The organism is Klebsiella sp. 28, from assembly GCF_018223905.1.
GTDB lineage: Bacteria > Pseudomonadota > Gammaproteobacteria > Enterobacterales > Enterobacteriaceae > Klebsiella > Klebsiella pneumoniae.
Genome location: NZ_JAGRQY010000089.1, coordinates 46,932 through 59,992 on the forward strand (window position 1 = coordinate 46,932; position 13,061 = coordinate 59,992).

Below are 13,061 nucleotides of genomic sequence, written 5' to 3' on the forward strand. Positions count from 1 at the left end.
GCCGGTGGCTGCTGGGCTACAGCAGGAGCCACAGCACAAGGAGCAGGACAACCGCGCCCAGCGCCAGCTGCCACGGCTTAGCGCTCCACGTCCGCCTGGCGACAGGCTCCTCCTGCGGGATGGCCAGCGTCTCCTGGGCGCGGGCCACCCGCAGCACAAACACCTTGTTCAGCAGCGCCAGGATCTGCGCCGGGCTCAGCGTGGTCCGCGGCGTGACCTGCCAGCTGCGACGGGCGAAGTCGACAATTGTCTGCCACTCCGCGGCCTCCAGCGGCTGCTTGAGCGCTCCCTGCAGCGAGGTGAGCGTCGGCGCGCTTTGCGCACTCAGCGTTTGCCGCGCCTGCAGCCAGTACGAAAGCGGCAGGAAGTGCGTCGCCGGGATCAGCTCCCCGGACTTGACGCCGCAAAGCTCCAGCATGGATTGCCAAATCAGCTTGCTTGGTTCGCCGGTGGCGGCCGCCAGCTTAGTCACCAGCTGATTGAGCGTATTATGCTCGGCTGGCAACAGCGGGCGCAGGGTCGGCGGGCGCTGCTGCGGCTGCGGGATCGACAGCTGGCCATGCTGCAGCAGATGCAGAATGGTCTCCAGCTGCGTCTGGCTAAGGGCATGCAGCGCCGTTTGCCCATAATGCTGACGAATATAATCGCTCACCGCCTGGCGGTTATTGCCCTGACCGAGCAGATCGCTGAGCTGCGCTGAGGTCTGGCGATGATGATGATTATCCTGAGCGGCGGCTAAGCGCTGGTTGAGACTGGCCTCCGCGGCGCTGAAATGGCAGGCCAGCAGGGGCGAGTCGCCTTTCAGTCCGAGGTCATGTTTGACGCAGGCCCACACTTCCGCGTTCTGCTGCGAGGTCAGCGCCACCAGGCGCGTGATCAGTCGCTCCAGAACGGTGCGTTGCTGCATGGAAAGCGAAGGTTCGCCGGTGGCGGCAGTGCCTGATGGGCCTCGCCCTGGAGGACGGTCTGGCATATCAGCAAGGGGGTGCGTCATGATTCATCCTTTCGATATCGCGGTGCTGGAACCAGGTGATGAGTATGCCTGGCGGCCAGATTATGGCACACTTCCCCAGTTAACTCTCGTTCTCAGACAGGTACTGAACTGTGAAAATCCTCGTTGATGAAAATATGCCCTATGCCCGTGAGCTTTTTAGCCGTTTAGGCGACGTGCAGGCGATCCCAGGCCGTCCGGTCCCGGCCGATGCCCTGACCGATGCGGATGCCCTAATGGTGCGCTCGGTCACCCGGGTCAATGAAGCATTGCTCGCCGGCAAGGCCATTAAGTTCGTCGGCACCGCTACCGCCGGCACCGATCACGTCGATCAGGCGTGGCTGCAGCAGGCGGGGATTGGTTTCTCTGCGGCGCCCGGCTGTAACGCCATTGCGGTGGTAGAGTACGTCTTTTCATCGCTGCTGATGCTGGCTGAACGCGACGGCTTTGCGCTACGCGATCGCACCGTCGGGATCGTCGGCGTCGGTAACGTTGGCGGGCGACTGCAAAAGCGCCTGGAAGCGTTGGGGATCAAAACTCTGCTCTGCGACCCACCGCGCGCCGATCGCGGCGACGAAGGTGACTTCCGCTCCCTCGAGGCGCTGGTCCAGGAAGCCGATGTCATCACCTTCCATACGCCGCTGTATAAAGAAGGGCAATATAAAACCCTGCATCTGGCGGATGAGGCGCTGATAAGCCGCCTGAAGCCTGGAACGATTTTGATCAACGCCTGCCGCGGGCCGGTGGTCGATAACGCCGCACTGCTAAAGCGGCTGGAAGCTGGTCAGCCGCTGAGTGTGGTATTGGACGTCTGGGAGCCGGAGCCGGATCTAAACGTTGAGCTTCTCAAGCGAGTGGATATCGGTACCGCGCATATCGCCGGCTACACCCTCGAAGGGAAAGCGCGCGGGACGACGCAGGTTTTTGAAGCCTACAGCGCCTTTATCGGCCATCCGCAGCAGGTAGCGCTGGATACTCTGCTGCCGGCGCCGGAATTTGGCCGCATTACCCTGCATGGACCGCTCGATCAGCCGACGCTGAAAAGACTGGTCCACTTGGTGTATGATGTGCGCCGCGATGATGCGCCGCTGCGGAAGGTGGCCGGCGTCGCCGGTGAATTCGACAAGCTGCGTAAAAATTATCAGGAACGTCGCGAATGGTCTTCGCTGTATGTGCAGTGCAGCGATGAGCAGGCGGCGACGCTGTTGCGCCAGCTCGGTTTTAACGCCGTGCATCATCCTGTTCGTTAATGTCTTCTTAATGCCCCTGCCGGATACTCCGGCGGGGCCGCTTTATTTCTGGAGTTAACCACCATGTCTGAAGGCTGGAATATTGCCGTACTGGGCGCAACGGGCGCCGTAGGCGAAGCCCTGCTCGAAACTCTTGCTGAACGCCAGTTCCCGGTAGGAGAGATTTTTGCTCTGGCGCGCAACGACAGCGCGGGCGAACATCTGCGTTTTGGTGGCAAGTCGGTGATCGTCAAAGACGCCGCCGAATTTGACTGGACCCAGGCCCAGCTGGCTTTCTTCGCCGCCGGCGTCGAAGCCAGTGCAGCGTATGTCGAAGAAGCGACCAACGCCGGGTGTCTGGTTATCGATCTCAGCGGCCTGTTTGCGCTGGAGCCGGACGTACCGCTGGTGGTGCCGGACGTGAACCCGTTCGTATTAGGCGATTACCGCAACCGCAACCTGATTGCGGTGCCTAATAGCCTGACCAGTCAGCTGTTGACGGCGCTCAAACCGCTGATCGATCAGGGCGGGTTGTCGCGCATTAGCGTCACGAACCTGCTCTCCGCCTCGGGGCAGGGGAAAAAAGCGGTGGATGCGCTGGCGGGGCAGAGCGCTAAGCTGCTGAACGGCATCCCTATCGATGAAGACGATTTCTTTGGTCGCCAGCTGGCGTTCAACATGCTGCCGCTGCTGCCGGATCGTGAAGGTAGCGTGCGCGAAGAGCGCCGGATCGTCGATGAAGCGCGCAAAATTCTTCAGGATGACGGGCTGATGATCTCCGCCAGCGTCGTTCAGTCGCCGGTCTTCTACGGCCATGCGCAGATGGTGAGCTTCGAAGCGATGCGCCCGCTGGCGGCGGAGGAGGCGCGCGACGCTTTTACCCGCGGCGAGGATATCGAACTTTCTGAAGAGGGCGAATTCCCGACTCAGGTTGGCGATGCCTCAGGCAATGCCCGCCTCTCCATCGGCTGCGTGCATAACGATTACGGTATGCCGGAGCAGATCCAGTTCTGGTCGGTAGCGGATAACGTGCGCTTCGGCGGCGCGCTGATGGCGGTGAAGATCGCCGAGAAGCTGATTGAGGAGTACCTGTACTGATGTCTGAGATGGAGCAACAGCCGATCTGTAAAATCGCGCTGGGCATCGAGTACGACGGCAGCAAATATTACGGCTGGCAGCGGCAAAACGAAGTGCGCAGCGTGCAGGAGAAGCTGGAAAAGGCGCTCTCGCAGGTGGCGAACGAACCGATTACCGTCTTTTGCGCCGGCCGCACCGACGCCGGCGTCCATGGCACCGGCCAGGTGGTGCATTTCGAAACCCGGGCGCAGCGGAAAGATGCCGCCTGGACGCTGGGGGTAAATGCGAATTTACCTGGTGACATCGCGGTGCGTTGGGTCAAACATGTACCGGCGGATTTTCACGCCCGGTTCAGCGCCACGGCGCGCCGCTATCGCTACGTCATCTATAATCATCGCCTGCGTCCGGCGGTGTTAAGTCATGGCGTGACGCATTTTCACCAGCCGCTCGACGCCGAGCGTATGCAGCGCGCCGCGCAGTGTCTGCTGGGAGAGAATGACTTTACCTCGTTTCGCGCGGTACAGTGCCAGTCGCGTACCCCGTGGCGCAACGTGATGCATATTAACGTTACCCGCTACGGCGCGTATGTGGTGGTGGATATCAAAGCGAATGCCTTTGTACATCATATGGTCAGGAATATTGTAGGCAGCCTGATGGAGGTCGGGGCCGGAAACCAGCCGGAGAGCTGGATGGCAGAACTGCTGGCAGCAAAAGACAGGACGCTCGCTGCGGCAACGGCAAAAGCGGAAGGGTTGTATCTGGTGTCGGTGGATTACCCGGCCCACTATGATTTACCGGTGCTGCCAATGGGCCCGCTGTTTCTGGCGGACTAATAGGGTCATTAAGGGTAAAGACAAACATGGACTTGATTCACTTTTTAATTGATTTCATCCTGCATATTGATGTGCACCTTGCCGAACTGGTTGCCCAGTATGGCGTCTGGGTTTATGCCATTCTGTTTTTGATTCTGTTCTGCGAAACCGGGCTGGTGGTGACGCCATTCCTGCCGGGCGATTCCCTGCTGTTCGTCGCGGGCGCGCTCTCGGCCTTGCCAACCAACGATCTCAATGTCCACCTGATGGTACTGCTGATGGTCATCGCGGCCATCGTCGGCGATGCGGTCAACTACACCATTGGCCGGCTGTTCGGCGAAAAGCTGTTCAGCAATCCGAACTCAAAGATATTCCGTCGCAGCTATCTGGATAAAACCCACAGCTTCTACGAACGTCACGGCGGGAAAACCATTATCCTGGCGCGCTTTGTGCCGATAGTCCGAACCTTCGCGCCGTTTGTGGCGGGAATGGGGCATATGTCCTATCGTCATTTTGCAGCCTATAACGTGGTTGGGGCGCTGCTGTGGGTGCTGCTGTTCACCTATGCCGGCTATCTGTTTGGCGATTTGCCGGTGGTGCAGGAGAACCTGAAGCTGCTGATCGTGGCGATCATCGTGCTTTCCGTCCTGCCGGGCGTGATTGAGATTATTCGCCACAAGCGGGCGGCGGCGAAGCAGGCGAAGTAGTTTAGCCTGTGTTGCGCGTGGCGGTGCAGAGCGTCACGCGCAGCGGTTTGACCACTTTTTTATCCCATGTTCCGGGATGATATGATTTAATGTGCAACATTCATGGTCTGTAAGAGGCAAAAATGGCATTATGCGCCCCTTACGACAAAACTGGCATCGACCAGGTTCAGGCAGAAAGGTTATCAATGAGCTGGATTGAACGAATTAAAAGCAACATCACTCCCACCCGCAAGGCGAGCATTCCTGAGGGTGTATGGACCAAGTGCGACAGCTGCGGTCAGGTACTCTACCGCGCCGAGCTGGAGCGCAACCTGGAGGTTTGTCCTAAGTGCGATCACCATATGCGCATGTCGGCGCGTAATCGCCTGCATAGCCTGTTGGATGAAGGTTCTCTGGTAGAACTGGGTAGCGAACTTGAGCCAAAAGATGTGCTGAAGTTCCGCGATTCAAAAAAATACAAAGACCGCCTGGCGTCCGCTCAGAAAGAGACGGGCGAGAAAGACGCGCTGGTGGTGATGAAAGGTACGCTCTACGCGATGCCGGTGGTTGCCGCCGCCTTTGAATTCTCCTTTATGGGGGGATCGATGGGTTCCGTCGTCGGCGCACGCTTTGTACGCGCGGTGGAGCAGGCGCTGGAAGATAACTGCCCGCTGATCTGCTTCTCCGCCTCCGGTGGCGCCCGTATGCAGGAAGCGCTGATGTCGCTGATGCAGATGGCGAAAACCTCCGCGGCGCTGGCGAAAATGCAGGAGCGCGGACTGCCGTACATCTCCGTGCTGACCGACCCGACCATGGGCGGCGTATCGGCGAGCTTTGCGATGCTGGGCGATCTGAACATTGCCGAGCCGAAAGCGCTGATCGGCTTTGCCGGTCCTCGCGTTATCGAGCAGACCGTACGCGAGAAGCTGCCGCCGGGATTCCAGCGCAGTGAGTTTCTGATTGAAAAAGGGGCGATCGATATGATCGTTCGCCGTCCGGAAATGCGTCTCAAGCTGGCCAGCATTCTGGCGAAGCTGATGAACCTGCCGGCGCCGGTTGCCGTTTCGGAAGCGCCTCATGAAGGCGTGGTGGTGCCGCCGGCACCGGATCAGGAACCTGAGGCCTGATAAAGCAGAGGGCAGGGCCTGGCGGCGCTGCCCTTTTTTATTCATACGCGTTAACCGTCAATTCTTACGGGCATCATGGAAAAAGATCCTATTCCTCAGGCCACGTCGCCCCTGGCTACGTGGCTTTCTTATCTGGAACATCTGCACAGTAAAACCATCGACCTTGGGCTGGCGCGCGTCAGCGAGGTCGCCGGGCAGATGGATATCGTTAAACCGGCGCCGTTCGTTTTTACCGTCGCGGGCACCAATGGTAAAGGCACCACCTGCCGCACGCTGGAAACCATCCTGATGGCGGCCGGTTATAAAGTGGGGGTCTACAGCTCTCCGCATCTGGTGCGCTACACCGAACGCGTGCGCATTCAGGGGGCTGAACTGCCGGAGGCGGCGCATACGGCTTCGTTTGCTGAAATCGAAGCGGCGCGGGGTGACATCTCGCTGACCTATTTTGAATACGGCACGCTCTCGGCGCTATGGCTGTTTAAGCAGGCGCAGCTGGATGTGGTGATCCTTGAGGTCGGGCTCGGCGGGCGTCTCGACGCCACCAACATCGTTGATGCCGACGTCGCGGTGGTCACCAGCATCGCCCTCGATCATACCGACTGGCTGGGCCCGGATCGCGAAAGTATCGGCCGGGAAAAAGCGGGCATCTTTCGCGCCGGTAAACCGGCGGTGGTGGGGGAGCCGGATATGCCGCTCACCATCGCGGAAGTGGCTAGCGAGAAGGGCGCGCTGCTCCAGCGCCGCGGCGTCGACTGGCGCTATGAGGTGGAAGGCGAAACATGGTCCTTCCGCGATACGGCAGGGGCGATAAGCCACCTGCCTCTGCCTCAGGTGCCGTTGCCGAATGCGGCGACGGCCGTGGCGGCGCTGCGCGCCAGCGGGCTTGCCGTGGATGACGCTATCCTGCGCGCAGGGATCCGCGATGCGATGCTCCCGGGACGCTTTCAGATAATCAGCGACGCCCCGCGAGTGATCCTCGATGTGGCGCACAACCCGCACGCGGCGGCCTATCTCGCCGGGCGTCTCAAAACGTTAGCGAAAACGGGACGCGTGCTGGCGGTTATTGGTATGCTGCATGATAAGGATATCGCCGGCACGTTGGCCAATTTGGCCCCGGAAGTCGATGCCTGGTACTGCGCGCCGCTGGATGGCCCGCGCGGCGCGACGGCAGAGCAGCTGGTGGAACATTTGCGCTGCGGTACAGTCTATAGCAGCGTGGCGCAGGCGTGGCGTGCGGCCATGGCTGACGCTAAAGTGGAAGATACCGTGCTGGTGTGTGGTTCGTTTCACACCGTAGCGCAGGTTATGGAAGAGATAGACGCGGGGAGAATCGGTGGCGAGTAAGTTTCAGAACCGTTTAGTCGGGACAATCGTGCTGGTGGCGCTGGGGGTGATTATCCTGCCAGGGCTGCTGGACGGGCAGAAAAAGCATTACCAGGATGAGTTTGCCGCGATCCCGCTGGTACCGAAACCAGGCGATCGCGATGAACCGGATATGTTGCCGGCGGCAACCCAGGCGTTGCCTTCGCAACCGCCGGAAGGGGCGGCGGAAGAGGTGCGGGCGGGCGATGCCGCCGCGCCATCGTTAGATCCATCGCGTATTCCGGTGAACAGCAACAGCTTCGATGACGTTCAGGAGCCGGTGGTGGCCGCGAAACCGCAGCCCAAGCCGCAGCCGAAACCGCAGCCGCAACAGCAGGCCTCGACGCCAACGCCGCCGGCTAAGCCACAGCAGCAACAGCCACCGCAGCAGCAGGCGGCCCTGCCGGCGCCGACCGGCAAAGCCTATGTGGTTCAGCTGGGCGCGTTGAAGAACGCCGATAAGGTGAATGAGATTGTCGGTAAACTGCGGGCCTCGGGTTTCAAAGTCTATACGTCGCCTTCGACGCCGGTACAGGGTAAAATTACCCGCATCCTCGTCGGCCCGGATGCGTCAAAAGACAAGCTGAAAGGCCAGCTGGGCGATCTGCAGCAGATCTCCGGGCTTAGCGGGGTGGTGATGGGCTTCACCCCGAACTGATTGTTTTTTCCGCCATGCGGAGAGAACGTGGCGGGGAGAAACGCCCCGCAAACCCTGTCTCAGCCGCCCTGAAGAGGCGAAAGGCAGTCTGGCGTTGAATGTTTTTTCAGCGCCATTTTTATTTCTGTAGGGCATGGAAATCCCTACGCAAACGTTTTCTTTTTCTGTTAGAATGCGCCCCGAACTGGACGACAGGGCGTAAATCGTGGGACGTATATGGTCTGGATTGATTACGCCATTATGGCGGTGCTGGGTCTTTCTTGCCTGGTCAGCCTGATCCGCGGCTTTGTTCGCGAAGCTTTATCGTTAGTCACGTGGGGTTGCGCGTTTTATGTCGCCAGCCATTACTACGCTGACCTGTCTGTCTGGTTTACGGGCTTTGAGGATGAACGGGTTCGAAATGGGATTGCTATTGCGGCGCTGTTTATCGTGACGCTCATCGTTGGCGCTATCGTGAACTATGTGATAGGCCAGCTGGTGGAGAAGACCGGTTTGTCAGGAACCGACAGGGTATTGGGGATCTGCTTCGGCGCGCTACGTGGGGTGCTGATCATCGCCGCTATCCTGTTCTTCCTGGACACCTTTACCGGGATGGCGAAGAGCGATGACTGGCATCAGTCGCAGTTTATTCCCTATTTTACCCCCGTCATCAGATGGTTTTTTGAATACCTGCAAAGCTCGTCAAGTTTCTTGCCTAAAGTATAGACTTTGGGTCGTTGCTGAACGAGGAAAAGACGTATGTGCGGTATTGTCGGTATCGCCGGTGTTATGCCGGTTAACCAGTCGATTTATGATGCGCTAACGGTGCTCCAGCACCGTGGACAGGATGCCGCTGGCATCATCACCATTGATGCCAACAACTGCTTCCGGTTGCGTAAGGCTAACGGGCTGGTAAGCGACGTATTCGAGGCCCGCCACATGCAGCGTATGCAGGGCAATATGGGTATTGGCCACGTGCGTTATCCTACGGCGGGCAGCTCCAGCGCCTCCGAGGCGCAGCCGTTTTACGTTAACTCGCCGTATGGCATCACATTGGCGCATAACGGCAACCTGACCAATGCGCACGAGCTGCGTAAAAAGCTGTTTGAAGAAAAACGCCGCCATATCAATACCACCTCTGATTCCGAAATCCTCCTCAATATTTTCGCCAGTGAGCTGGATAACTTCCGTCACTACCCGCTGGAAGCGGACAACATCTTCGCGGCGATTGCGGCGACCAACCGCCTGATCCGCGGCGCGTACGCGTGCGTGGCGATGATCATCGGGCATGGCATGGTGGCCTTCCGCGACCCTAACGGCATTCGTCCGCTGGTGCTGGGTAAACGTGACGTTGGCGACGGTCGCACCGAGTATATGGTGGCCTCGGAGAGCGTGGCCCTTGATACGCTTGGTTTTGAATTCCTGCGCGATGTGGCGCCGGGCGAAGCGGTCTATATTACCGAGAAGGGCCAGCTCTATACCCGTCAGTGTGCCGATAATCCGGTCAGCAACCCGTGCCTGTTCGAGTACGTCTATTTTGCCCGTCCGGACTCGTTTATTGACAAAATTTCCGTCTACAGCGCCCGCGTCAACATGGGGACTAAGCTGGGCGAAAAGATTGCCCGCGAGTGGGAAGATCTGGATATTGACGTCGTTATTCCGATCCCGGAGACCTCCTGCGACATCGCGCTGGAAATCGCCCGCATTCTCGACAAACCTTATCGTCAGGGCTTCGTGAAGAACCGCTACGTCGGCCGGACGTTTATCATGCCCGGTCAGCAGCTGCGTCGTAAATCTGTTCGCCGTAAGCTCAACGCCAACCGTGCGGAATTCCGCGATAAGAACGTGCTGCTGGTCGATGATTCCATTGTACGCGGCACCACCTCGGAGCAGATCATTGAGATGGCGCGTGAAGCAGGGGCGAAAAAAGTGTATCTCGCCTCCGCTGCGCCGGAAATTCGTTTCCCGAACGTGTACGGTATCGATATGCCGACCGCCAACGAACTGATCGCCCATGGCCGCGAAGTGGATGAGATCCGCCAGATCATTGGCGCCGACGGCCTGATTTTCCAGGATCTCAACGATCTGATCGACGCGGTGCGCGCGGAGAACCCGGATATTCAGCAGTTTGAATGCTCGGTGTTCAACGGCATATATGTGACCCGGGATGTCGACCAGCAGTACCTCGACTATCTTGACTCCCTGCGTAACGATGATGCCAAAGCGGTCCAGCTACAGAACGAAGTCGAAAACCTCGAGATGCACAACGAGGGTTAAGCCGTTCACGCGTCGCGGGCCTGCCGTACCTAAAGGACGGCGGGCTTTTTTTCGCCCCTCAACTGTGCGTCAATAGTTGCGCCAGAGGCTATAATCCGGCAAAGTCTGCGGCACACGCGCAAGGGGTAACAGAACGTGAAACGACTGATTATTGGCATTTCCGGCGCCAGCGGCGCCATTTACGGCGTGCGGATGCTGCAGGTGCTAAGAGATGTGCCGGATATTGAAACTCATCTCATCCTCAGCCAGGCGGCGCGCCAGACGTTGGCCATGGAGACCGACTACTCCGTACGTGAGGTGCAGGCGCTAGCCGATGTGGTGCATGACGCCCGCGATATCGCCGCCAGTATCTCTTCCGGTTCGTTTAAAACCGCCGGGATGGTGATTTTACCCTGCTCAATGAAGACGCTCTCGGGCATTGTCCATAGCTATACGGATGGCCTGCTGACCCGGGCGGCGGATGTCGTGCTGAAAGAGCGTCGTCCGCTGGTGCTCTGCGTGCGGGAAACGCCGTTCCATTTGGGCCATCTGCGTCTGCTGGTTCAGGCCGCAGAGCTGGGGGCGGTGATAATGCCGCCGGTACCAGCTTTTTACCACCGGCCACAAAGCCTGGACGATGTCATCAACCAGACCGTCAATCGGGTACTCGATCAATTTGATATTAGTCTGGAGCACGACTTGTTTACCCGCTGGCAGGGGGCCTAGTGTCGCACTATAGTGGTGCATGAAATGTACGCTTGCGCTGCGGTGGTGCAAATTTGTTGCCGCGATCAAATCCTCGACATTTATTTCGTCTTTTTGCGCTCAGGCGCTGCGGTTTCGCCAGTAATGCTGGTATCTTCCCTTTTAAGACAATCCTGCAACTTTATTTTAACAAATTTAACCCTGTTCCCGGCACGCACCGGGAAGATGGCACAAAAACTGCAGGATTGATCGGCAATCACCATAACAAGCAACGCACCACATCACGACACTTAAGGGTACTGTATGAAGAAGACGATTCTGGCTCTCTCTTTACTCGTGGGAATGAGCAGCACGGCCAGCGTGTTTGCTGCTCTGCCGCAGAGCATTCGCATTGGCACTGACGCGACCTATGCGCCATTTTCGTCGAAAGACGCGAAAGGGGACTTTGTTGGTTTTGATATCGATTTAGGCAATGAGCTGTGCTCCCGAATTAAGGTGAAATGTACCTGGGTCGGCAGTGATTTTGACTCCCTGATCCCCTCCCTCAAAGCGAAGAAAATCGACGCCATCATCTCTTCCCTCTCTATTACCGAGAAGCGCCAGCAAGAGATCGCCTTCTCTGACAAGCTATATGCCGCTGACTCGCGTCTGATCGCCGCCAAAGGGTCGCCGATCCAGCCGACGCTGGAGGCGCTGAAAGGCAAGCACGTCGGCGTGCTGCAGGGTTCTACTCAGGAAGCCTATGCTAACGACCGCTGGCGCAGCCAGGGCGTTGACGTGGTGGCTTACCAGAACCAGGATCTGATCTATTCAGACCTCGCAGCTGGCCGTCTGGATGCGGCGCTGCAGGATGAAGTCGCCGCCAGCGAAGGCTTCCTGAAACAGCCTGCCGGGAAAGATTTCGCCTTCGCCGGCACGTCCGTTAAAGACAAAAAGTACTTTGGCGACGGCACCGGTATCGGCCTGCGTAAGGACGACGCTGAGCTGAAAGCCGCGTTTGATAAAGCGCTGGGCGAGATGCGTAAAGACGGCACCTACGACAAAATGGCGAAGAAATACTTCGATTTTAACGTGTACGGCGACTAAGACTGCTGCAGGCCCGCACAATGGGGTGGGCCTGCCGCCAGGTTCGTATCCATGCCCCAAAAGGGTGCATCTAAACGCGCTGTGGATCATTTCAGTGCAAAAGCAGCCTGTTTTTTGGCTAAAAAATGCATAGTTAAGCGTTTCTGATGCAAAAAATCGGCCTTTCTGGTGCATAAATCTTTGCCCTTAAGGGGCGAATAATGGCACGATAACTGGCGTAAATAGTTCTAATAAACCCGTTAGAATGACAGTCTGTCGAGGATAGTTATGAAAAAACTGGCGTTGTCTCTCTCTTTAGCGCTGGCCCTTTCCAGCGTTTCCACGGTCTTTGCCGCCATCCCGCAAAAAATTCGTATCGGTACCGATCCGACTTATGCTCCCTTCGAATCGAAGAATGCGCAGGGAGAATTGGTCGGTTTTGATATCGATCTGGCAAAAGAGCTGTGTAAGCGTATTAATACGCAATGTACCTTTGTTGAAAACCCGCTGGATGCGCTGATCCCCTCCTTAAAAGCGAAGAAAATCGACGCGATTATGTCTTCGCTGTCGATTACTGAAAAGCGCCAGCAGGAAATTGCCTTCACTGACAAGCTGTATGCGGCAGATTCGCGTCTGGTGGTGAAAAAGGGCAGCCCGGTAACGCCGGATCTCGCCACCCTCAAGGGTAAGCGCGTGGGCGTGCTGCAGGGGACGACTCAGGAAACCTATGGCAATGAGCACTGGGCGCCGAAAGGTATCGAAATTGTCTCCTATCAGGGGCAGGACAATATCTATTCCGACCTGACCGCCGGCCGGATCGACGCCGCGTTCCAGGATGAGGTCGCGGCCAGCGAAGGGTTCCTGAAACAGCCTATTGGTAAAGATTACCAGTTTGGTGGCCCGTCAATCAAAGACGAGAAACTGTTTGGTGTTGGCACCGGTATGGGGCTGCGTAAGGAAGACAACGAACTGCGTGAAGCGCTGAATAAGGCGTTTGCAGAGATGCGTAAGGACGGCACCTACGACAAGCTGGCGAAAAAATATTTCGATTTTAACGTATACGGCGAATAATTCTCACGCCTCGCCATTGCGTGCGTTTCGCGCGCAATGGTGA

At 57.9% G+C, this 13,061-nt stretch carries 14 protein-coding genes; 12 read left to right on the forward strand and 2 right to left on the reverse strand.

Going from position 1 to position 13,061, the window contains the following annotated elements:
• Positions 1 to 16: 16 nt before the first annotated feature.
• Positions 17 to 994: a flagella biosynthesis regulator Flk gene (gene flk, locus KHQ28_RS15645; protein ID WP_032418610.1), complete on the reverse strand. Its 978-nt coding sequence runs from the start codon at positions 992 to 994 to the stop codon at positions 17 to 19.
• A gap of 110 nt (positions 995 to 1,104) precedes the next feature.
• Between flk and pdxB the strand changes: the two genes are divergently transcribed.
• The 10 genes from pdxB (at position 1,105) to KHQ28_RS15695 (ending at position 10,903) form a co-directional block, all read left to right on the forward strand.
• Positions 1,105 to 2,241 carry a 4-phosphoerythronate dehydrogenase PdxB gene (pdxB, locus tag KHQ28_RS15650; protein ID WP_002913228.1) on the forward strand — a complete coding sequence of 379 codons (1,137 nt, stop codon included), beginning with the start codon at positions 1,105 to 1,107 and terminating at the stop codon, positions 2,239 to 2,241.
• A 63-nt stretch (positions 2,242 to 2,304) separates the two neighbouring features.
• A complete protein-coding gene (locus tag KHQ28_RS15655; protein WP_002913227.1) occupies positions 2,305 to 3,318 on the forward strand; it encodes an aspartate-semialdehyde dehydrogenase in 1,014 nt (337 codons plus the stop codon).
• On the forward strand, positions 3,318 to 4,130 hold the full coding sequence (truA, locus tag KHQ28_RS15660; RefSeq protein WP_002913226.1) for a tRNA pseudouridine(38-40) synthase TruA: 813 nt from the start codon (positions 3,318 to 3,320) through the stop codon (positions 4,128 to 4,130). The genes KHQ28_RS15655 and truA overlap by 1 nt, the downstream gene beginning before the upstream one ends.
• Positions 4,131 to 4,156: 26 nt before the next feature.
• A complete protein-coding gene (locus tag KHQ28_RS15665) occupies positions 4,157 to 4,816 on the forward strand; it encodes a DedA family protein (protein ID WP_002913221.1) in 660 nt (219 codons plus the stop codon).
• 185 nt (positions 4,817 to 5,001) lie between these two features.
• A complete protein-coding gene (accD, locus tag KHQ28_RS15670; protein ID WP_002913220.1) occupies positions 5,002 to 5,922 on the forward strand; it encodes an acetyl-CoA carboxylase, carboxyltransferase subunit beta in 921 nt (306 codons plus the stop codon).
• A gap of 75 nt (positions 5,923 to 5,997) precedes the next feature.
• Complete coding sequence (gene folC / locus KHQ28_RS15675) at positions 5,998 to 7,266, forward strand: bifunctional tetrahydrofolate synthase/dihydrofolate synthase (RefSeq protein ID WP_032418611.1); 1,269 nt, start codon at positions 5,998 to 6,000, stop codon at positions 7,264 to 7,266.
• Complete coding sequence (gene dedD, locus KHQ28_RS15680; RefSeq protein WP_032418612.1) at positions 7,256 to 7,942, forward strand: cell division protein DedD; 687 nt, start codon at positions 7,256 to 7,258, stop codon at positions 7,940 to 7,942. The genes folC and dedD overlap by 11 nt, the downstream gene beginning before the upstream one ends.
• A 216-nt stretch (positions 7,943 to 8,158) precedes the next feature.
• Positions 8,159 to 8,647 (forward strand): colicin V production protein, encoded by a 489-nt coding sequence (gene cvpA / locus KHQ28_RS15685; protein ID WP_002913214.1) that lies wholly within the window; start codon positions 8,159 to 8,161, stop codon positions 8,645 to 8,647.
• Between the two features lie 33 nt (positions 8,648 to 8,680).
• Positions 8,681 to 10,198, forward strand: coding sequence for an amidophosphoribosyltransferase (gene purF / locus KHQ28_RS15690; RefSeq protein ID WP_019705512.1), 1,518 nt, complete (start codon positions 8,681 to 8,683; stop codon positions 10,196 to 10,198).
• Positions 10,199 to 10,333: 135 nt separating this feature from the next.
• A complete protein-coding gene (locus KHQ28_RS15695) occupies positions 10,334 to 10,903 on the forward strand; it encodes a UbiX family flavin prenyltransferase (protein ID WP_002913212.1) in 570 nt (189 codons plus the stop codon).
• Between the two features lie 80 nt (positions 10,904 to 10,983).
• Here the strand turns inward: KHQ28_RS15695 and KHQ28_RS15700 are convergent, their stop codons facing one another.
• On the reverse strand, positions 10,984 to 11,145 hold the full coding sequence (locus KHQ28_RS15700; RefSeq protein ID WP_004140952.1) for a hypothetical protein: 162 nt from the start codon (positions 11,143 to 11,145) through the stop codon (positions 10,984 to 10,986).
• A 40-nt stretch (positions 11,146 to 11,185) separates the two neighbouring features.
• Between KHQ28_RS15700 and argT the strand changes: the two genes are divergently transcribed.
• Both argT and hisJ read left to right on the forward strand, forming a co-directional pair.
• Positions 11,186 to 11,968, forward strand: coding sequence for a lysine/arginine/ornithine ABC transporter substrate-binding protein ArgT (argT, locus tag KHQ28_RS15705; protein WP_032418613.1), 783 nt, complete (start codon positions 11,186 to 11,188; stop codon positions 11,966 to 11,968).
• A gap of 267 nt (positions 11,969 to 12,235) precedes the next feature.
• A complete protein-coding gene (hisJ, locus tag KHQ28_RS15710) occupies positions 12,236 to 13,018 on the forward strand; it encodes a histidine ABC transporter substrate-binding protein HisJ (protein ID WP_002913209.1) in 783 nt (260 codons plus the stop codon).
• Positions 13,019 to 13,061: the final 43 nt, after the last annotated feature.